Raw genomic sequence first — 20,647 nt, 5'->3', positions numbered from 1 at the left:
ATGTCCGCCAAGACTCCGAGCACCGCTACCCGCATCGAGGGTGTCGTCCTGGTCCTCATCCTCCTCACCGTCGCCGGCTTCGCCGGAGCCGCCTCCTTCACCCACGTCAAAGACTGGACCCTCGCCAACTCCCCTACCGGCACGGGCGAGTGGTTCGGCTGGGCCAACGCCGTCATCTCCGAACTCGTCCCCATCGCCTGCCTCCTCACCATCCGCCGACGCCGCCGCACCGGCGCACCCATCGGCTACCCGCTGTTCCTCCTGATCGCCGCCGCCGGCCTCTCCCTCGCCGCACAACTCGCCGTCGCCAAGCCGGGCATCTCCGGGTGGCTCCTGTCCGCTGTTCCCGCCCTCGCCTTCATGGCCCTCGTCAAACTCGTCCTCGCCCCCACCCCCGCCACGTCGGCGGACACCACGCCGGCCGTCAATGCGGTCGAGCAGGTCGAGCCCATCCGCGTCCAGGTGGCCGAGCAGGTCACCGCCGAACCGGCACCGCCGGCCATCACCACCGTCCCCGAACCGACCCCAACCCCGGCCGCCGAGCCGGCCCCGGTCGTTGAGCCGGTCCCGGCTGCTGAGCCGACCGTCACGCCGGCTGTCGAGCCGGAACCCGTCACCGCACCGGCCCCCGAGCCGGTCGACGTCCCTGCCCACCTGCTGCCCATGGCCCGCTTCGCCGCCGTGCAGCACGAACAATCCACCGGAGCACCCATCACCCCCGCCGAGCTGGCCGACCGGCTCGACGTCGCTCCGGCCGTTGCCGGGCAGCTCCTCGTCATGGCGCGGGGTGCCCGATGACCATTCACCTCGTCGACATCGAGCAGATCGAGCACACCTGCCCCGTCCACCCCGACGGGCACCCGTACGACGTTCGCCGGACCCTCGTCGACGTCATCCCCGGCGGACCCTGCCGAAACCCGGTCACCATCCGCTGTGGCAACACCACCGTCCAGATTCCCTGTCATCGGCACGAGCCGGCCACGCGCCAGTGCGGCGCCTGCCGGGTCATCGTCACCGAACGCACCATCACCACCCGCACCCTCACCCCTGAGGTGTCGGCCTGATGGCGTCGACGCTGGACCTCACACCCCGAGCCACCACGGCCCGGGGTGTGGGCTCGAACGCCGACGTCCCGCCCGTCTACACCTACACCGCCGCCGGGTCCGCCTTCGCCCGCGCCACCCGGCCGGACTACTACGGCTGGATCGAGCACGTCCGCGCCGCCGCCGGCTGCACCCGCCCCATCCGCCTCGCCGGCCAACTCCTCACCGTCGACTCGTCCACCGGCCGGGTACTCGATCAGCGGCACACCGACGCCATGCCCGACGCCGCCATCTACACCGCCTGCGGAAACCGACGCGCCACCGTCTGCCCATCCTGCGCCCACACCTACCAACGCGACGCCTACCAACTCCTGCGCGCCGGCCTCGTCGGCGGCAAGGGCGTCCCCGAAACGGTCGCACAGCATCCGGCGGTGTTCGCCACCTTCACCGCACCATCCTTCGGCACCGTCCACGCCCGCGCGGTCAAGCGGCATACCTGCGGCAATCGCAAGCGCTGCGACTGCCGACCCGAGCCCTGCCACGCCCGCCGCGACGCCGGCTACTGTCCCCACGGCCAACCGGCCGTCTGCTGGGCCCGCCACGAGGCCGGTGACGCCGTCCTCGGCCAGCCCTTGTGTCTGGACTGCTACGACCACGCTCACCAAGTCGTCTGGAACCTCTACTCCGGGGAGCTGTGGCACCGCACCAAACAAGCCGCGGAACGCCACCTCGCGAAGCTCGCCCGTCGCCGCGGCATCCCCCGCGTCGAGGTCATCACCGCCTCCGGGAACATCCGCAAGGTTCCTCCGGTACGGCTGTCGCACGGCAAAGCCGCCGAGTTCCAAGCACGCGCAGCCGTCCACTTCCACGCCCTGGTGCGCCTCGACGGTGTCCACCCCACCGACCCGACCGCCGTCGTCCCACCGCCGGCCGGGTTCACCGTCGCCGACCTCGACGATGCAATTCAGCACGCCGTCGCACAAGTCGCCTTCGCCACCCCCGTGCACCCCGACCGGCCCGAGGGCTGGCCGATCGCCTGGGGTGAACAGCTCGACATCCGCCCCATCAGCCTGACCGGGGGCGGTGAGGTCACCGACAGCATGGTCGCCGGATACCTTGCCAAATACGCCACCAAAAGCACCGAGGTAACCGGGCACCGCTCCGTCAGGCTCACCGCCGACACCACCGGCGAATACGCCGACCCCGACGGCGACCACACCGCCCGCCTCGTCGACGCCTGCTGGCGCATCGGCCGACCCACCGGCACACCCGTCCCGCTCTCCCACCGGATCCGCGACCACCGACCCCGGCCCGGCTTCGTCCAGCCCTGGGAATGCCCCCACTGCGGCACCCACACCCGCTACGCCGCCTGCCCCGTCTGCGTCGCCCACCGTCAAGCCAGCCTTGACACCAAATCGACGAACCCAGCCACAGCCAACCCGTACGCCCGGCTACGCCGCTGGGCGCACATGCTCGGCTTCGGCGGCCACTTCCTCACCAAAGCCCGCCGCTACTCCGTCACCTTCCAACTCCTGCGCGACACCCGTACGGCCTTCCGCCGCCACGAGGACCAGGAGCACGAGCACCCCGACACCCTCCGGGCCGTCGACCACCTCGACGACGAAACCACCCTCATCGTCGGCACCCTCACCTTCGCCGGCGTCGGCTGGCACACCACCGGTGACGCCTTGCTCGCCAACACCGCCGCCGCCATGGCCAGAGAGCGACAAACCACCGGCCGCGAAGAACTCGCCCACGAAACCGGATCGACCCTCGCCGGCAGTCCGCCGGTAGCCGCGTAACGAGACCCAGCATCAGTAAGGAGTACAGGACCATGGCTAGGCGCACCATCGAACCGCTCTGGACCGTCGAGGAGGTATCGGCCTACCTCGGCGTGCCCGTCGCCACGCTGTATCAGTGGCGGCACCGTCGCGTTGGCCCGCTGGCATCTCGCGTCGGTCGGCATCTGCGCTACGACCCGGCCGACGTACGGGCCTGGCTCATCGAGAGGCAGGCGGCTTGAAATGCCCGTCGATGATCTCTGGTATTTGGGCAAGCGCGGTCCGGACGGCAAACGGCTTCCCTCCAAACGGCACGGCCGGGGGAAGCGCTGGCGGGCCCGATACGTCGACGACACTGGCCAGCCCAAACAGAAGCTGTTCGAGCGCAGGGCAGACGCGGAACAGTTCGACGTAAACACCCGCGCCGACGTGTCGCGGGGCCAGTACGTCGCTCCGGCCGCCGGCAAGGTCACCGTGATGGCCTACGGGGAGCAGTGGCGCAAGCACCAGTTGCACCGTGACGCGACTGCGGCGCGCATCGAGATGACCCTACGCGTACACGTCGAGCCGATCCTTGGTCGGATGCAGCTCGCGCAGGTCCGCCCCTCGCACATCCAAGCGTGGGTGAAGGACCGGGCAAAGGTGCTGGCGCCGTCCTCGTTGCGAGTCGTGTACCACGTCCTGGTCGGCATGTTCGACGCGGCGACCCGCGACCGGATGATCGGCCGTAGCCCGTGCATCGGCATTCGCCTACCCGAGATCGAGCGAGTTGAGCGGTTCATTCCCACGCCGGACCAGGTGCATGCTCTCGCCGATGCGTTCAGCGTGAAGCCGGATCCGGGCAAGCCGAGTCGAGAGCGGTATCGGGCGTTGGTGTACTTGGCTGCCGGTGCCGGCCTGCGTCAAGGCGAAGCGTGGGGCCTGGAGCTGGAACACGTCGACTTCCTACGCCGGGAGATTCGTATCGTTCAGCAGATGGTCACCCCAGCCGGTAAGTCGCCACGGCTCGCACCACCGAAGACTGCGACCAGTCGGCGGACCGTGGAGATGGGCGAGGTCGTCGCCGAGGCGCTCGCCCGTCACATCGAACTCTTCCCGCCGGTCGACGTGGAAATTCTCGACGAGACGAATCCGCGCAAGCCGCTGACTCGACAGGCGAAGTTGCTGTTCACCAGCGGCCGGGGCAACCCGATGCAGCGTACCGGTTGGGCCTACCCATGGAAGAAAGCCGTGGAAGCCGTCGACGGGGTGCCGGAGGGGTTCGGCTACCACGGGCTGCGCCACTACTTCGCCACGCTGTTGATCCATGGCGGGGCGAGCGTGAAGACGGTTCAGATGGCGCTGGGGCATGCAACGCCGATCATCACGCTGAACACGTACGCGGGGGAGTGGCCGGAGGCGATCGACCGCACGCGGAACCTGGTCGACGCGGCCCTGTCCGGCACCCGGCTGGCCGGAGCCCGGTAATGTGCCGAGTTGTGCCCAATCTGTTCCCGCGAGCCTACGGTGGCGTTGCGTCGCAGGTCAACGCGCTGGTCTGGTCCGGTTCGCGCACTTCCGCTGGAAGTAAGAGCCCCGGTTGCCCGGCTCCTGCGCTGTCCCGACATGGCCGCTGAGCTGCCGATACCGCCTTCCGCTGGCTCCCGGCAGCTTGACGGGTGGATCCGAGACCCGGCTTGCCCGGGTACTCGGATCCCATGCACCCCCGGTGTACCCTGATGTTCGGCACCGTTCGGACAGCTCTGGACGTCAGCCGAACGGCGGTGCCGGGATGAAGAAGAGGATGGTGATGAGCAGGGTGGCTATCGCGGCGGCGGTCAGCAGTGCGTTCGCCCACTCGCTCCGCTTCCGGACCAACATGGTGACAGCGACGAAGGCCGCGACCAGCGCGAGCCAGCGGATATCGACCATACTTCGCCTCCAGGGCGGATCGTGACAGCGGCCTCGTTCGGTCGCGTTCGATCCTTGAAGGCTACGTCTCCGAATGTCCGGTTGCAACTCCGGACAAGCTCGAACGGATATTACCGATGAGTCCCTATGAGTCGAATGTCGATCTTGAACGGTTGGGCGAGTCCCAGTTGATTAAGGAGCTTCGTCAGCTCTACCTCGACCGCGGCGAACCCTCCATGCGGAGCTTGGCTGAGAAGACCGGGTTCAGCACCTCCACGGTTCATGCGGCCCTCAGGGAGGACCGCGTACCGTCAGCCGGAGTCGTGCGGGAACTCGCGGAGGCGTTGGGCGGGGATACCGAGCGTTTCCTTAAGCTGCACGAGCTTGCACGTGCCGGGCAACTCGGTTTGGGGGACAGGGCTGCGGAGATCGCCCATGAGCTGAAGGTGCTGCCGCTGAGGACGCAAGTCGTGGATCGACGCAGCGAGGCGATTAACCATGTCTATCACGGAAACGTGTACTACGGCGTCACGGCGACCAGTTCCCCTGCCCAACCTCCACCGACTGTCCGGCGACCGTTGGAGGAGTCGCTCCCGCCTCACTTTCGGGAAGTTTACGAGTCGATCGGGAACTCTTTCGGCGGAGGCCTGTACACCGCAGCCGCCGCTCTCTCCTTCTGGCTCTTCGAAGCAGTCGTCAGGGAACAGGCTGAGCCTAGTGAGTACGCCGCGATCGAAACGGGCCTCGAATACATGGTCCACAGGGATCTCATCGAGCCCCGCCTGCAGAGATGGGGAGCGGCCGTCGCTCGACGGAGGGTTGAGGTGGAGCGTTTCGAAAGACAGGGGTACCCGCAGCAGGATGCGGAACATGTCTTCGATTTCGTGACGGCGCTCTGCTCCAGCGTCTACCTAGTCAACAGGGGCCCAGGGCGTCCCCTCTGACACGACTCCTGGCGAATTCAACACAGTGGTCATCCGGCGGCCCACCGGGCTACCCGCCCTCCCCGCCCGCAGACCGCCGGCGGTCACCGTCGGCCTAGACCGGGTAGGTGCGGGCCACGGCCAGCATCTCCGAGCTGTGCGAGCCCACGATGCCCACGCCGGGCGGGCGAGGCCGGAAGCCGGGCAGGGCGTCCAGGCCGTCGCTGGCGTCCATCGCGCGCAGCGCCACCTGTCCCGCCTTCGGCGTGACGGTCAGCGTCACCTCGATGCCCTCCGACGGCGGGGCGTGGAAGACCAGGCCGAAACCCCAGCGTCCCTCCCGGGCCTCCACCGGCACCGCGCGGCCGGCCACCTCCGCCCGCAGCACCGTCGCCGTAGCCGCGTCCACGTGCAGGGTGGTGAGGCGGACCTGGCGCTGCGGGACCAGCCGCAGGCGCAGGGTGCGCTCGGCGCCTGCGGTGGTGTCGGCGAGCACCTCCAGCTTCGGGGCGGGCAGGTTCGCCGCCTGCGCCGGGCCGGCGCGCAGTTCGGCGTCGCCCAGGCCGGGGAAGTCGGCGACCTCGGTCACCCCGTCGACGTAGCCGTCGGTCCAGGGCTGGGGATCCTCCTCGTGGCTGAGCCAGCGGGCCTGCCCGGTGCCCGCGTCGAGGGCGTACATCAGGTGGGTGGGCGCGGGGTGCGCGGCGTCGAAGCGGTCGACGGCGAGCCCGACCCCGGCGAGCACCACGGCCGCCAGGGCGGTGGCGGCGGCCGGCAGCGCGCCGAGGCGGCGCGCGCGCAGGGCGGCCATCGCCCGCTGCCCGCCGGCCTGCGGGTGCAGCAGGTCGACCACCGGCAGCGCGGCCAGGCCGAGCAGCACCGCCACCAGCGCCGCGACCCCGCCCATCGCCATGCCGAGCGCCGGGAAGAGCAGCACCACGGTGGGCAGCAGGACCACCACGGCCACCGCCGCGGCCAGCGTCGCCGCGACCACCGGCCACGGGCCGTCGATCCGCACGCTCAGCGCGACCAGCCCGGCCAGCGCGCCGGCCAGGGCCGGCAGGGTGACCAGGTACGCCCCGCCGGGCACCAGCACGGCGAGCAGCACCCCGAGCACGGCCAGCCAGCCCAGCCCGCCGACGGCGAGCGCGGCCGGGCCGACCCTGCGGCGGGTGAGTGCGTACCAGGTGAGCAGGACGGCGGCGGCGAGCGCCACCACGGCCAGCCGGTACCAGGTGGGCCGGTACGGGTCGAGCAGCTCGGCGTAGCCGGGCCGCAGCGCGGTGATCGCCGCCCAGAGCAGCTGCGCGCCGAGCGGGGCGAGTACGAGCGGCAGCAGCGCCAACCCGAAGCCGGCGGCGAGCCGGCCCCCGGTGGTGCGGCCCCGCCGCAGGGCGAGCCAGCCGAGGGCGGCCACGGCGGCGAGCGCCAGCAGCGCCAGGGGCAGCACCAGCCAGCCGGGGTAGCGGACCAGCCCGCCCGGGACCGGGAAGTAGGTGGCGTCGTGCCCGGCGTCCAGGGCGGTCAGGTCGACCCGGCCGAACTCGCGGGCGAGGCCGAGGGCGTTGTCGCCGTGGTGCTGGAGGCTGGCCCGGTCCATGGCGGCGGGGGTGTCCAACGGGGTGTGGTAGATCGCCCCGCCGTCGATGTACGCCGAGTTCAGCCCGACGAAGTCCTCGTCGAGGAACGCGGTGAAGTCGGTGTCGTTGGGCAGCGCGCGGTAGATCTCCACGGCGAACGAGGTGCCCACGGGGTGCGGGGCGGCCCGGCCGAAGGCGTCCACCAGGGCGGCGTTGTCCCGCGACGTCTCGAACATGATCACGGGGCCGGTGGAGCCGCGCGCCTCCAGGTTGAGCACCACGCCGCCGGCGGCGGCCAGCGGGTGGCTGGACGCGAACGCGGCCGCCCCGCACAGGCACGCCTCCTCGGCGTCGGTGAGCACGAAGACGATGTCGTTGCGCGGCCGGGGGCCGGCGGCCAGCGCGCGGGCCACCTCCAGGATGGTCGAGGTGCCGGCGGCGTCGTCGTTGCCGCCCGGGCCGGACTGCACCGAGTCGTAGTGCGAGACGAGGAAGACCTTCCCGGTGGGGTCGGTGCCGGGCAGCCGGGCCACCACGTTGCGTACCCGGGCCAGGGTGGCCCCGCCGGCCGCCCCGCTGAGCTGGCCGGCCTCGGGCGCGACGGTGTCCTGCACCTCGGTCTCCAGGCCGAGGCCGCGCAGCACCCCCTCGACGTGGGCGCGGACCTGGTCGTTCGCCGGGCTGCCCGCCACGTGCGTGCGTGCGGCGACGACCTCGACGTGCTCGTACGCCCGGGTGGCGCTGAACTCGCCCGGCGGCGCGTCGGCCGGGCGCGGCGCGGGGGTGCGCAGGTCGAGCAGGGTGCCGGCGCCCACGGCGGCGAGCGCGGCGAGCGCCGCCACGGCGGCGGCCAGCCGGCGACGGGGCCGGGCCAGCGCGCGGTCGGCGGGGCGGATGGGGGGTGCGCCCACGGGGTCTCCTCGGGAGGGGTCTCAGGTGGGCACCATCCTGCACCCCGGCGGCCGTCGGCGGGACTCCCGGTGCGGACCAGGGGCTCTCCCGTCCGTTTCGCCCCCCGCCGCGCAGTGATCCGACCCATCCCCGCGCATGCGGAGCCCGTCGTGTTGTGTGCGAACGTTGTCTAATACAGGATCAGCAGGGCACTCGGAAGGAGCCCGACATCACCAGCGATCTCCCGCGTCTCGCGGCGGTGACCCGGCCGTACCGGGGGACCGGCCTGGCCGGTTCCTCCGTCGCGCCGTACCCGCACGGCGGGATGGGACGTCATCCCAACCTGCCTCCCGGCGAGCGGCTGCGGGTGCTGCTGGTCGAGGACGACGAGGGCGACGCCTTCCTGGTCGGTGAGCTGCTCGCCGAGACCAATTCGATGATCGACCTGCTCGTGGCGACCAGCCTCAGCGAGGCCCGGCAGCGCGTGATGGGCGTCGACTGCGTCCTGCTCGACCTGGGTCTGCCCGACGCGCAGGGCCTCGACGGGCTGCGCCAGGTGCTGGAGATGGCCAGCGGCGCCGCCGTCTGCGTGCTGACCGGCCGCTCCGACGAGCACCTCGGCATCGTCGCGGTCGCCGAGGGTGCCCAGGACTACCTGGTCAAGGGCCAGGTCGACGGGGTGCTGCTGACCCGGGCGCTGCGGTACGCGGTGGAGCGCAAGCGCGCCGACGAGAACGCCCGGCGGCTGCGCGAGGTCGAGCTGCGCCAGGCCGAGTCCGCCCGCCTCGAACGGGGCCTGCTGCCCCAGCCGCTGATGACCACCGACGTGGTCGCGGTGCACACCTTCTACCGGCCCGGCCGGCACGCCGCCCTGATCGGCGGCGACTTCTACGACGTGGTGCAGACCCGGCCCGACCGGCTCGACCTGATCGTCGGCGACGTCTGCGGGCACGGCGTGGACGAGGCGGCCCTGGGCGTCGAGCTGCGGGTCGCCTGGCGGGCGCTGATCCTCGCGGGCGTGCCCGACGACGAGGTGCTTCCGGCGCTGGAGCAGGTGCTGATGAGCGAGCGCCGGCTCCAGGAGATCTTCGCGACCGTCGCCACCGTGCGGCTGGACCTCGACGCCAATCGGGCCACCGTCCGGCTGGCCGGGCATCCACCGCCGCTGCTGCTCGCCGGGGGCAAGGTGGTGCCGGTTCCGGCGCGCGGCGGTCTGCTGCTCGGCGTACGACCCCGCCGGCCCGTGGCCTACGACCTGGAGTTCGACACCGATGACTGGTCCCTGTTGATGTACACCGACGGCCTGATCGAGGGGCGGACCGGCGAGGGCGACGAGCGCCTCGACGTGCCCGGCCTCAGCGGCCTGCTCGCCGACCCGGCGACCCTCGCCGTGCCGCTGGCCGAGCTGCCGGCCTGGCTGGTCGGGCGGGCCGAACAGCTCAACGGCGGCCCGTTCGCCGACGACGTCGCCATGCTGCTGGTCAGCCGGGGCGGTGGCCGGTGACGGGCATCCGCGAGTGGACCCTGCGCCAGCGGGTCGTCATGCTGCTCACCGTCGTCGCCGTCCTCCTGATCGGGCTGGCGGGCGGCGCGGTGGCGGTGGCGACGAAGAACCGCATGCACATCGACGCGATCCTCAACAAGACCGGGCCGCTGCGGGTGCAGGCGCAGGAGGTGCAGAACGCGCTGCTGGACCAGGAGACCGCGGTGCGCGGCTACGCGGTCAGCGGCAACCCGGCCGACCTGACGCCGTACGACGCGGGGCGCAAGCGGGAGCAGGACCTGGTCGCCTCGATGGAGCGGCTGCTCGGCGACTACCCGGAGATCCGGCAGGAGCTCCTGAAGGTGGAGCAGCGGGCCGAGGAGTGGCGCCAGGCGGTGGCGGTGCCGGTGGTCACCGCGACGCAGCAGAGCGGCACCGCCGCGGGGCAGGCGTTGATCACCGACCAGGCCCGGGAGCAGTTCGACGCGGTCCGCAGCGCGCTGGACGACCTCCAGCTCGAGATCTTCGAGGCCCGGCAGCGGAGCGCCGAGGACGTCCGGCGGACCAGCAACCTGCTGGTCGTCCTGCTGATCGTCGCGGTCGCGGTGGTGATCATCGCCGGCAGCATGCTGCTGGTCTCCCTGGACAAGATGGTGATCCGCCCGCTGACCGGCCTCGCCGACCAGGTCCGCGAGGTGGCCGAGGGCGACTACCAGCACGGCATCTCCGGCACCGGCCCACCCGAGTTCCTCCGGCTCGGCGAGGACGTGGACGCGATGCGGCGCAAGATCGCCAAGGACCTGGCCGAGGTACGGGAGGCCCGCGAGCGCATCGAGTGGGTCAACAGCCAGCTCCAGAAGCAGGCCGAGGAACTCACCCGCTCCAACCGTGACCTGGAGCAGTTCGCGTACGTCGCCTCGCACGACCTCCAGGAGCCGCTGCGCAAGGTGGCCAGCTTCTGCCAGCTCCTCCAGCGCCGCTACGCGGGGCAGTTGGACGAGCGGGCCGACCAGTACATCGCGTTCGCGGTCGACGGCGCGCAGCGGATGCAGCGCCTGATCAACGACCTGCTCGCCTTCTCCCGGATCGGCCGGCTCACCACGGGCTTCACCGAGGTCGACCTGAACAAGGTCATGGGCGACGTGGCCGGCCAGACCGAGGCGGCCCGGCAGTACGCCGACGCGGAGCTGACCTGGGGCGAGCTGCCGGTCATCCGCGGCGAGGAGCCGTTGCTGACCAACCTGCTGGCCAACCTGGTCAGCAACTCGGTGAAGTTCCGCCGCCCCGACGTACCCCCGAAGGTGCACGTCTCGGCCCGCCTCGTGGGCGACGAGTGGGAGATCAGCTGCCAGGACAACGGCATCGGGATCGAGCCGGAGTTCGCCGACAAGATCTTCGTCATCTTCCAGCGGCTGCACGCCAAGGACGCGTACCCGGGGACCGGGATCGGGCTGGCGATCGTCAAGAAGATCGTGGAATACCACGGCGGCCGGGTCTGGGTGGACACCGGCACCGAGGAGGGCACGGCGATCCGCTTCACCCTCCCGGCGCTGCCCGAGGACGTCGAGGCGGCGGCCGCCGCGTCCGCCGCGACCGACGAGGCGCCGACCGACGAGCCCACGACCGGGGACGGCGACGAGCCCGGCGCCGAGGCGGGTGCGGGCACCCCGGCGCAGGCCGACCGACGCGCCGACGAGACGGAGACCACGGACGGGCCCGACCGGGCACCGGAAGGCGGTAGAACGGGTGACATGAGGGAGACGGTGGGATGACCGCGCCGGCGGACGGCAAGAGCCCGATCGAGGTCCTGCTGGTGGAGGACGATCCGGGTGACGTGTTGATGACCCAGGAGGCGTTCGAGGAGCACAAGCTCCGCAACCGGCTGACCGTCGTCTCCGACGGCGCCGAGGCGCTCGCCTACCTGCGGCGGGAGGGCCGGTACGCCGACGTCGTGCAGCCGGACCTGATCCTGCTCGACCTGAACCTGCCCCGCCGCGACGGGCGGGAGGTGCTGGAAGAGATCAAGTCCGACGAGCAGCTCTGCCGGATCCCGGTGGTGGTGCTGACGACCTCCCAGGCCGACGAGGACATCCTGCGCAGCTACCAGCTGCACGCCAACGCGTACGTGACGAAGCCGGTGGACTTCGAGCGCTTCATCTCGGTGGTCCGGCAGATCGACGAGTTCTTCGTCAGCGTGGTGAAGCTGCCGCCGCGTGGCTGACACCCTGCTCGACGACGTCGGTGGTCTGCTGCGCGAGACCGCCGACCAGGTCGTGCTTCCCCTGTTCCGCAAGCTCGACGCCGCCGACATCAGCGAGAAGGCGCCGGGTGACCTCGTCACCGTCGCCGACCGCCGCGCCGAGGAGATCATCTCGGCGGCCCTGCGCCGGCTGCGCCCCGGCTCGGTCGTCGTGGGCGAGGAGGCGGTCGCCGACGACCCGGCCCTGCTGGAGCACCTGCGTGGCTCCGGCGACGTGTGGCTCGTCGACCCGGTCGACGGCACCTCGAACTTCGCGGCCGGCCGGCAGCCGTTCGCGCTGATGGTGGCGCTGCTGACCGACGGGGATCCCGTCGCCGCCTGGGTGCTCGACCCGCTCGCCGGGACGCTGGCCGTCGCGCGCGCCGGCGAGGAGACCCGGCTCGACGGCCGGCCGGTGCGGACCGGCGACCGCGCGCCCGCGCTCGACGCGGTGCGCGGCGCCGCGATGTCGCACGCCCTGCCGGCCGCGCCGCGCGCTCTGGTCGAGGCGGGCGGCGCGCGGCTGGGTGAACTGCTGCCCGGCCTGCACTGCGCCGGCCGGGAATACCTGGACGTGCTGACCGGGGACCAGGACTTCGTGCTCTTCTGGAGCACCCTGCCGTGGGACCACGCCCCGGGTTCCCTGCTGGTGCGCGCGGCGGGCGGGGTCGCCCGACGCTTCGACGGCACCGACTACCGCCCGGGCGACGACGGCCACGGCCTCCTGGTGGCCGCGAGCGAGCACATCTGGGCGGAGGTACGCGAGGCGCTGCTCGGCGGTGCGTGACGTCGACGCGACACTGCGTCGACGTTCGGTGCTCCGGGCGTTCGTGGGCCTGGTCGGGACGGCTCCGTCCGGTATCCTGACCGCCGGTCTCCGCCAGCAGGCCGCCGTCCGGCGCCCGGCGGGGGCCGCCGCCGCGCCACGCCGTCGTCCGGGGCCGGCGGCCGACGGAAGGATGCTTTCGTGCGCAGGACCATGCCCGCCGGGCCTGACGGCCGCCGCCCGCTGACCGCCGTGCGGCGTGCCCGCCGCCCGCTGGCCGCGCTGCTCGTCGCCGTGGCGCTGCTCCTCGGCGTCGGTGCCGTGCCGGCGTACGCGGAGCCCAACGAGGGCGGCACCAAGAAGCTGCGGGACGCCCTGGAGGCGACCGCCAAGGCGCACATCGAGGCCAAGGGGCGGCTGGACAACTCCAAGGCCCGGCAGAAGCGGCTGGTGGGGCAGCTGGGGGCCCTGGAGGTGCGCCTGGTCGAGCTGACCGCGCAGGTCGGCGAGGTGGCCGCCCAGTCCTACCGGCTGGGCCGGCTGACGCCCACGTCGATGCTGCTCAACAGCACCTCGCCGGAGACGTTCCTGGAGCGGGCGGCCAGCCTCGACCTGATGGCGCAGCGCGACGGCAGGCGGCTGCGCAGCCTGACCGAGGCGCGCGAGCAGGCGCGGCAGGCCAAGATCGCCATCGACACCGAGGTCCGGGAGCAGCAGAAGCAGCTCGCGGTGATGGCGAAGAAGAAGAAGGAGGCCGAGGCGGCGCTCGCGGCGGTCAGCTCGGGTGGCAGCGGCGGCTTCAGCGGCGGCAACTCCGCCTCGGCGAGGCCGGCCCCCCGCAACTCGGACGGCTCGTGGCCGTCGGAGTCCTGCTCGGTGAACGACCCCACCACCTCCGGCTGCATCACGCCCCGCACGCTCAACGCCCTCAAGCAGACCCAGGCCGCCGGCTACAAGCGGCACGTCTCCTGCTACCGCAGCGGCGGCTCCGGCGAGCACCCCAAGGGCCGCGCCTGTGACTTCTCGGCCGCCACCAACGGGTTCGAGGACAGGACCGCCACCGGCGGGGACAAGGCGTACGGGGACAGCCTGGCCGCCTGGCACGTGCGCAACGCGAGCCGGCTCGGCGTGCTCTACGTGATCTGGTACCGGCAGATCTGGCACCCCGGCACCGGCTGGCGGGCGTACGGCGTCAGCGGCAGCCCCGCCGCCGACCACACGAACCATGTTCATCTCTCGATGTACTGACCCGCGGGCCCAGTTTTCCTGCGTACCATCGCGCGGGTGAGCTCCGCATCCTCCGACGTCACGGTCCCGCCCGCCACACCGGCGGCCTCGACCGCCCGGGCCCTGCCCAACGGCCTCGCCGCGTTCCTGGTCTTCTTCTCCAGCGGCGCCGTCCTGGTGCTGGAGACCGTCGCGCTGCGGCTGGTCGGGCCGTACGTCGGGGTGACCCTCCAGGTGACCAGCTCGGTCATCGGCATCGCCCTGGCCGCCATCGCCTACGGCGCGTGGACGGGCGGCTGGCTGGCCGACCGGCGCAACCCGCGGGTCCTGCTGGCGCCGGCGCTGGTGCTGGCCGGCATCGCCACGGCGGTCACCCTGCCGGTCGTCCGGTACGCCGGTGAGGTGCTGCGCGGCGGGGCGGCCTCGGCCATCCTGCTGCTCGTCGCGCTCGCCGTCTTCGTGCCGGCGGCCCTGCTCGCCGCCGTCACCCCGCTGGTGGTCAAGCTCCAGCTGGCCGACCTGCGGCGCACCGGTCAGGTGGTCGGCCGGCTCTCCGGCATCGGCACGCTGGGCGGGATCACGGCCACCCTTGGCACCGGGTTCGTGCTGGTGGCCGCGCTGCCCAGCACGGTCATCCTGTTCGCCCTGGCGGCCTCGCTCGGGCTCACCGGGCTCGGCCTCGGGGTGTGGCTGCGCCGCCAGGACCGCGCGGAGCTGCCCGGCCCCGCCCGTGCCAAGGCCGCCCTGGCGGTGCTCGGTCTCGTCGGCGCCGGGCTGACCACGGTCGCTCCGAACCCGTGCGACATCGAGACCGCCTACCACTGCGCCAGCGTGGAGTCCGACCCCGGCCGGGACTCCGGCCGCACCCTGCTGCTCAACTCGGCGCAGCACTCGTACGTGGACCTCGCCGACCCGACCCACCTGGAGTACGCGTACACGCGGTGGATCGGGGCGGTGGCCGACGTGGTCGCCCCGAAGGGGCAGCGGCTCGACGCGCTGCACCTGGGCGGGGGCGGGTTCACCGTGCCCCGCTACCTGACCGCCACCCGTCCGGGCACCGACAACGTCGTGTTCGAGATCGACGGCGGGCTGGTGGAGCTGGGCGAGCGGCAGCTCGGCGTACGCCAGGGGCCGGACCTGCGGGCGGTCGTGGGTGACGCCCGGCTGCTGGTCGCCGCGGAGGCCACCGACAGCCGCGACCTCGTGGTCGGCGACGCGTTCGGGCACCTCGTGGTGCCCTGGCACCTCGCCACCCGGGAGATGGCCGCCGAGGTCCGCCGGGTGACCCGCCCCGGCGGCGTCTACGTGCAGAACGTCATCGACTACCCGCCGCTGCGCTTCATCCGCAGCGAGCTGGCCACGGTCGCCGCCGAGTTCCGGCACGTCGCGTTGATCGCCCCGGCGGCGGCGCTCGCCGGGCGGGAGGGCTCGAACTTCCTGATCGTCGCCTCCGACGCCCCGCTGCCGCTGGAGGCGGTCCGCGCCCGGCTGGCCGAGCTGCGGGAGGACGCCAGCCTGCTGGCGGGCGCGGACCTCACCGCGTTCGTCGGTGAGGCGCTGGTGCTGACCGACGACTACGCGCCGGTGGACCAGCTCCTCGCCACCGCCTGAACGGGTGAATCGCTGACCGATTCCGACCCTTGAGGTGTAGCCGGGTCGGTCCGGGGCAACAACGAACCTCATGGGTGGAGCGAACCGGGACGGCGCACAACTGCTGGGTGAGCGGTACCGGCTGATCGAGCAGCTGGGGGCGGGCGGCATGTCCGTGGTCTGGCGCGGCTACGACGAGGTGCTCGGCCGGCAGGTGGCGGTCAAGGTGCTCGCGTCGCGGCTGGCCAGCGACCGCGCGTTCCGGCACCGCATCCGGATCGAGGCGCAGGCGGCGGCCCGGCTGTGCCACCCCAACATCACCAACGTCTACGACTACGGCGAGTCCGAGCAGGTCGGCCTGACCGTGCCGTACGTCGTCATGGAGCTGGTCGACGGCGAGTCGCTGACCGGGCGGTTGCGCCGGGGCAGCCTGCCCTGGCGGGAGGCGGTGACGATCGGCGCGGAGGTCACCTCGGCGCTGGCCACCGCGCACGCCCGCGGCGTGGTGCACCGCGACGTCACCCCCGGCAACGTCATGCTGACCGCCACCGGCGTGAAGGTGGTCGACTTCGGCATCTCCGCGCTGGTGGGGGAGAAGGAGAAGGGGCCGGACGGCGCCCTGCTCGGCACGCCCGCGTACCTCGCCCCGGAGCGGCTCGACAACGGTCAGGTCTCCCCGGCCACCGACGTGTACGCGGTCGGTCTGTTGCTCTACCGGATGCTCACCGGCCGGCTGCCCTGGCAGGCGAGCACCACCACCCAGATGCTGCGCGCGCACATGTACAACGACCCGGAACCGATGCCGCCGGTGGCGGGGCTCCCCGACGAGGTGCGCGACCTGGTGGGTCGCTGCCTGGCCAAGCGCCCCATGGACCGGCCCGCCACCACCGAGGTCGCGCGGACGCTCGCCGAGGCCGCCGGCATGGTGGCCGCGGTGCCGGTCTCCCCGGCGGCGGGGCCCGTGGACGAGGCCGCGCTGGCCGCCGCCGGCACCACGATCCTGCCCTGGTCCGCCGCGACCGACGCGCTGCCGTTCTCCCGTACGCGCAACCGGCGCGCGGCGACCCGACGCCGGCGGATCGAGGCGGGGGTGGCCGCCGCCGGCCTGGTGGCGGTGACGGCGGGAATGTGGGGTTTCACCTCCCGCAGCCCGGCCAGCGGGGGCATCGACCAGCCCACCCAGGCGCGGATGGGCGCGCAGGCGCCGACCACCCCGCCCTGCCGGGTCGTGTACGCGCTGCGTACGGACTCCGGCAAGGACTTCGCCGCCGAGCTGACCCTGACCAACACGGGCGGGCGGGAGCTGCGGGACTGGCGGCTGAGCTTCACCTTCCCCGGCCAGCAGACGGTGACGAAGGCGACGCCCGCCCCGGTACGCCAGCAGGGGAGCACGGTGGTCGTGCAGCCCGCTCCGCAGCGCGCCGCGCTGGCCCCCGGCGCGTCGGAGAAGCTCACCCTGACCGGGCGGCACACGGGCCTCAACCCGCTGCCGCTGGAGTTCCGCCTCGGCGACGAGGCCTGCGGGGCGCAGGTCTCCGGGGTGGCCGGCGCGGCGCCATCCGTCGCGCCCACGAAGGCCCCCACGAAGGCCCCCACCACGAAGGCGCCGACGAAGAAGGCCGGCACGTCCGCCGGAAGTTCGGGCGGCAGCTCTGCCGGGTCGAAGGCCAAGTCCGACAACTCCGGCAAGGGCAAGGGGTCGGGTGGTGGAAAAAAAGTAAGTCAGGAAACGGAAAGGGAAAGGGACACGGAAAGGGACGATGACGACGACGATGACTGAGCCCGCCGGGGTCAGCTGAGTTCCGCGAACCGTTGCACCTGCCCGATGTCCCCCTCGACGATCAGCATGCTGCCCGGGGCGACCACGGTGGCGTCCGTGGCGTACCGAAAACGTTCACCGGGCAGCTTCACGCCCACCACCCGCACCCCGTAGCGCTCGGTGGGGGTCAGCTCCCCGAGCGGTCGGCCGACCATCGTCTCCGGGGTGCACACCTTGGCGATGGCGAAGTCGTCGCCGAACTCGATGAAGTCGAGCATCCTGCTGACGATGAGGTGGGCCAACCGCTCGCCGGTCTCCGCCTCGGGAAAGATCACGTGGTGCGCGCCGACCGAGTCCAGGATCTTGGCGTGCTTCGTCGAGGTGGCCCGGGCCCAGATCTGCGGCACGCCCAGCTCGGCCAGCGCCAGGACCGTCAGCACGCTCGCCTCCAACGAGGCGCCGATGGCGACCACCACCCGGCCGAAGTCCGCCACGCCGAGTTGGCGCAGCGACCCCTCCTCGGTGGCGTCGGCCTGCACGACGCGGTCGAGCTGCGCCGACCACCGTTGCACCTGGTCCGGGTTGCGGTCGATGGCCAGCACCTCGTGATTCAGCGCGGTCAGCGCCCCGGACAGGTGGCATCCGAACCGGCCCAGTCCGATCACCACGACGCTGCCTTCGGCCGCCGTCTTCCTAGCCGACAATGGGTTGCTCCTCCGGGTAGCGGTACAGCCGCCGCCGGGTGTTCAGGGCGAGCGCCGACCCGAGGGTCAGCGGCCCGATCCGGCCGACGAACATGAGAATGATCAGGGCGATCTGGCCGTTCTCCGGCAGCGACGCGGCGACTCCGACGCTGAGGCCGGTGGTGGTGAGCGCCGAGGTCACCTCGAACAGCGCGGCGTAGAGGGGGACCCCCTCGGTGAGGAAGATCAGCACCACCGTGCCGCAGGCCACCAACGCGAGGCTGAGCAGCGCGACCGTCATGGCCTGCCGCTGGCTGGCGGTGGCCACCCGGCGGTGCCCGACCGTCACGTCCGGCTCCCCCCGCAGCTCCGCCCACATGACGAAGGCGAGCAGGAAGAAGGTGGTCACCTTGATCCCGCCGGCCGTGCTGGCGCTGCCGCCGCCGATGAACATCAGCGCGATGATCAGGGGATAGCTCTCCTCCTCCAGGCTGTCCACGTCGACGACGTTGAAGCCCCCGGTGCGGATGAACGCGTTCTGGGCGAACGTCACCAGGAACCTGTCCGACCAGGCGTAGATGCCGAGGGTGCGCGGGTTGGACCACTCGATGGCGAGCAGGCCGAGGAAGCCCACCACCAGCAGCGTCACGCTGCCCCAGACGGTCAGCTTGGTGGCGACCGCCCAGCGGGTCGGCTGCCGCCACTCGCGTACGGCCTCGAACAGCGCCGGGAAGCCGAGCCCGCCGACGATGGTGCCGATCGAGAGCGGCACCGTGACCCAGGCGTCGGTCGAGAAGGCGACCAGGCTGTCGGTGTAGAGGGCGAAACCTCCGTTGTTGAAGGCCTGCACGGCGTGGAAGAGGCTGCCCCAGAGGGCCCGGCCGAACGGGTAGTCGTAGGTGAGCCACAGCCGGGCGGTCAGGATCGCGGTGATGATCGCCTCGCAGACCAGCGCGAGGCCGGCGATGCGCAGCAGCAGCCGGCGTACGTCGCCGATGCCGAACTCGGCCGTCTCGGCCTGCACCAGCAGCCGGCTGCGCAGCCCCAGCCGCCGGGCCACCACGAGGATCACGAGGGTCGCCCCGGTCACGATGCCGAGGCCGCCGACCTGGGTGAGGACGGTGATCATCGCGAGGCCGAACTCGTTCCAGTAGTTCGGGGTGTCCACGACCGCCATCCCGGTCACCGAGACCGCCGAGGTGGCGGTGAACAGGGCGGTCACGAAGGGGGTGTGCCGGTACTCGCTGGTGGCCCAGGGCAGCATCAGCAGACCGGTGCCGACCAGGATCGTCACCAGGAAGCCGAACGGCACCAGCCGTACGGGATGACGAAGAAGCCGGCGCACCAGACAATCTTCCTTTTCTGCCGCGAGTCGGGTGTGGAAACCGGCATCCCGAGGGTTCACCCGCCGGCCAGGCACCGACCAACTCGCCGTCAACCCGGGCCTGTCTGCTGAGGCGGATTCCTCGACGACAAGGAGACGGCGTTGCGACGTACCCTTTCCGCCCTCGGCCTGGCCGGCGCCCTGCTCGCGGCGGCCGTGGCCGTGCCGGCGCTGACGGCCTCGGCCGCCCCGGCACCCGCCGCCGAGCGCGCCCGGCCGACGGACCGGCCCCTCGTGATCGGTCACCGGGGCGCCAGCGGCTACCGACCCGAGCACACCCTGGAGGCCTACCGGTTGGCCATCCGGCAGGGCGCGGACTACATCGAGCCGGACCTGGTCGCCACCCGCGACGGCGCGTTGGTCGCGCGGCACGAGAACGAGATCAGCGGTACGACCGACGTGGCCGTCCGCCCCGAGTTCGCCGCGCGACGGGCCACGAAGACCATCGACGGCGTCGCGGTCACCGGCTGGTTCACCGAGGACTTCACCCTCGCGGAGCTGCGGACCCTGCGTGCCAAGGAGCGACTGCCCAAGGTGCGCGTCGCCAACACCGCCTTCGACGGCCGCTACCAGGTGCCCACGCTCCAGGAGGTCATCGACCTGGCCCGGAGTGAGGGGCGGGCGCGGGGCCGCACGATCGGCGTCTACCCGGAGACCAAGCACCCGAGCTACTTCGCGTCCATCGGGCTGCCGCTGGAGGAGCCGCTGGTGGAGGTGCTGCGGCGCAACGGGCTGACCCGCCGCAACTCCCCGGTGATCATCCAGTCGTTCGAGACGGCGAACCTCCGCAAGCTGGACCGGATGACCGACGTCCGGCTCGCGCAGCTCCTCGACGCCACCGGCCGCCCGTACGACTTCACCGTTGCCGGCGACGCCCGCACCTACCAGGACCTGGCGAAGCCGGCCGGCCTGAAGTGGATCGCCTCGTACGCCGACGGCGTCGGCGCGAACAAGAACCTGATCGTGCCGCGGGACGCCGCCGGCAGGCTGCTCGCCCCGACGACCCTGGTGCGGGACGCGCACCGCGAGCGGCTGATCGTGCACGCCTGGACGTTCCGGGCCGAAAACCAGTTCCTCCCGGCCGACCTGCGCATCGGTACCGACCCGAACGCCCGCGGCGACATCCAGGCCGAGTACGAGCTGTTCCTCGCCCTCGGCCTCGACGGCGTCTTCACCGACCACCCGGACACCGCCGTCGCCGCCCGCGAGGGCCTCGCCCGGCGCTGACCGACTCCGCCGACGCCCGCCGGCCCGCCACCCCACTCCTCGGGGTGGCGGGCCGGCCCCGTTCCCGAGGCCCACCAGTCCACGCCGCCGCCACCGGCCTGCCGCCACCGGCCCGCCGTCACCCGCCCTCGCCGCCACCCGCCCTCGCCGTCACCTGGGCCTGCCGGCACCCGGCCCCGCC

At 72.3% G+C, this 20,647-nt stretch carries 18 protein-coding genes; 14 read left to right on the top strand and 4 right to left on the bottom strand.

Annotated features, from left to right (window positions below; all coding sequences use genetic code 11):
• From AC5L34_RS02570 to AC5L34_RS02550, 5 genes are read left to right on the top strand one after another with little or no spacing between them, the layout of a single operon-like run.
• Positions 1 to 798, top strand: coding sequence for a hypothetical protein (locus AC5L34_RS02570; protein ID WP_494823702.1), 798 nt, complete (start codon positions 1 to 3; stop codon positions 796 to 798).
• Positions 795 to 1,064, top strand: a complete 270-nt coding sequence (locus AC5L34_RS02565; RefSeq protein ID WP_494823701.1) for a hypothetical protein — start codon at positions 795 to 797, stop codon at positions 1,062 to 1,064. Before AC5L34_RS02570 ends, AC5L34_RS02565 begins: the two co-directional genes overlap by 4 nt.
• A complete protein-coding gene (locus tag AC5L34_RS02560) occupies positions 1,064 to 2,845 on the top strand; it encodes a replication initiator (protein ID WP_494823700.1) in 1,782 nt (593 codons plus the stop codon). The genes AC5L34_RS02565 and AC5L34_RS02560 overlap by 1 nt, the downstream gene beginning before the upstream one ends.
• A 32-nt stretch (positions 2,846 to 2,877) precedes the next feature.
• Positions 2,878 to 3,066: a helix-turn-helix domain-containing protein gene (locus AC5L34_RS02555; protein WP_425876838.1), complete on the top strand. Its 189-nt coding sequence runs from the start codon at positions 2,878 to 2,880 to the stop codon at positions 3,064 to 3,066.
• A 1-nt stretch (position 3,067) separates the two neighbouring features.
• Entirely contained in the window at positions 3,068 to 4,291 is a 1,224-nt protein-coding gene (locus AC5L34_RS02550; protein WP_494823699.1) for a tyrosine-type recombinase/integrase, read from the top strand.
• A 282-nt stretch (positions 4,292 to 4,573) separates the two neighbouring features.
• Here AC5L34_RS02550 and AC5L34_RS02545 read toward each other — a convergent pair whose 3' ends face one another.
• Positions 4,574 to 4,735 (bottom strand): hypothetical protein, encoded by a 162-nt coding sequence (locus tag AC5L34_RS02545; protein WP_494823698.1) that lies wholly within the window; start codon positions 4,733 to 4,735, stop codon positions 4,574 to 4,576.
• A gap of 116 nt (positions 4,736 to 4,851) precedes the next feature.
• On the opposite strand from AC5L34_RS02545, the gene AC5L34_RS02540 reads away from it, so the two are divergent.
• On the top strand, positions 4,852 to 5,658 hold the full coding sequence (locus AC5L34_RS02540; RefSeq protein WP_494823697.1) for a helix-turn-helix domain-containing protein: 807 nt from the start codon (positions 4,852 to 4,854) through the stop codon (positions 5,656 to 5,658).
• Positions 5,659 to 5,752: 94 nt separating this feature from the next.
• On the opposite strand, the gene AC5L34_RS02535 is transcribed toward AC5L34_RS02540, so the two are convergent.
• Entirely contained in the window at positions 5,753 to 8,128 is a 2,376-nt protein-coding gene (locus AC5L34_RS02535) for a M28 family peptidase (RefSeq protein ID WP_494823696.1), read from the bottom strand.
• A 305-nt stretch (positions 8,129 to 8,433) separates the two neighbouring features.
• Here AC5L34_RS02535 and AC5L34_RS02530 point away from each other — a divergent pair, with 305 nt between their 5' ends.
• The 7 genes from AC5L34_RS02530 (at position 8,434) to AC5L34_RS02500 (ending at position 17,193) form a co-directional block, all read left to right on the top strand.
• Positions 8,434 to 9,612, top strand: coding sequence for a PP2C family protein-serine/threonine phosphatase (locus AC5L34_RS02530; RefSeq protein ID WP_089003194.1), 1,179 nt, complete (start codon positions 8,434 to 8,436; stop codon positions 9,610 to 9,612).
• Positions 9,613 to 9,650: 38 nt separating this feature from the next.
• Positions 9,651 to 11,363: a sensor histidine kinase gene (locus AC5L34_RS02525; protein ID WP_441176262.1), complete on the top strand. Its 1,713-nt coding sequence runs from the start codon at positions 9,651 to 9,653 to the stop codon at positions 11,361 to 11,363.
• Positions 11,360 to 11,812: a response regulator gene (locus tag AC5L34_RS02520; protein ID WP_088998277.1), complete on the top strand. Its 453-nt coding sequence runs from the start codon at positions 11,360 to 11,362 to the stop codon at positions 11,810 to 11,812. Before AC5L34_RS02525 ends, AC5L34_RS02520 begins: the two co-directional genes overlap by 4 nt.
• Positions 11,805 to 12,617, top strand: a complete 813-nt coding sequence (locus AC5L34_RS02515; protein ID WP_441176069.1) for an inositol monophosphatase family protein — start codon at positions 11,805 to 11,807, stop codon at positions 12,615 to 12,617. The genes AC5L34_RS02520 and AC5L34_RS02515 overlap by 8 nt, the downstream gene beginning before the upstream one ends.
• Before the next feature lie 192 nt (positions 12,618 to 12,809).
• Complete coding sequence (locus AC5L34_RS02510) at positions 12,810 to 13,844, top strand: coiled-coil domain-containing protein (RefSeq protein WP_494823810.1); 1,035 nt, start codon at positions 12,810 to 12,812, stop codon at positions 13,842 to 13,844.
• A 36-nt stretch (positions 13,845 to 13,880) separates the two neighbouring features.
• Positions 13,881 to 15,434 (top strand): fused MFS/spermidine synthase, encoded by a 1,554-nt coding sequence (locus AC5L34_RS02505; protein ID WP_494823695.1) that lies wholly within the window; start codon positions 13,881 to 13,883, stop codon positions 15,432 to 15,434.
• Between the two features lie 70 nt (positions 15,435 to 15,504).
• A complete protein-coding gene (locus tag AC5L34_RS02500; RefSeq protein WP_494823694.1) occupies positions 15,505 to 17,193 on the top strand; it encodes a serine/threonine-protein kinase in 1,689 nt (562 codons plus the stop codon).
• Positions 17,194 to 17,204: 11 nt separating this feature from the next.
• Here the strand turns inward: AC5L34_RS02500 and AC5L34_RS02495 are convergent, their stop codons facing one another.
• Together AC5L34_RS02495 and AC5L34_RS02490 are read right to left on the bottom strand one after the other, a co-directional pair.
• On the bottom strand, positions 17,205 to 17,837 hold the full coding sequence (locus tag AC5L34_RS02495; RefSeq protein ID WP_441176261.1) for a potassium channel family protein: 633 nt from the start codon (positions 17,835 to 17,837) through the stop codon (positions 17,205 to 17,207).
• 28 nt (positions 17,838 to 17,865) lie between these two features.
• Positions 17,866 to 19,200, bottom strand: coding sequence for a TrkH family potassium uptake protein (locus tag AC5L34_RS02490; protein ID WP_441176066.1), 1,335 nt, complete (start codon positions 19,198 to 19,200; stop codon positions 17,866 to 17,868).
• A gap of 141 nt (positions 19,201 to 19,341) precedes the next feature.
• On the opposite strand from AC5L34_RS02490, the gene AC5L34_RS02485 reads away from it, so the two are divergent.
• Positions 19,342 to 20,466 carry a glycerophosphodiester phosphodiesterase gene (locus AC5L34_RS02485; RefSeq protein WP_441176065.1) on the top strand — a complete coding sequence of 375 codons (1,125 nt, stop codon included), beginning with the start codon at positions 19,342 to 19,344 and terminating at the stop codon, positions 20,464 to 20,466.
• Positions 20,467 to 20,647 lie beyond the last annotated feature (181 nt).

This window comes from Micromonospora sp. ZG13, assembly GCF_059359355.1.
The sequence above is the reverse complement of the archived record's forward strand: the minus strand, read 5'-3'. Positions and strand labels throughout refer to the sequence as shown.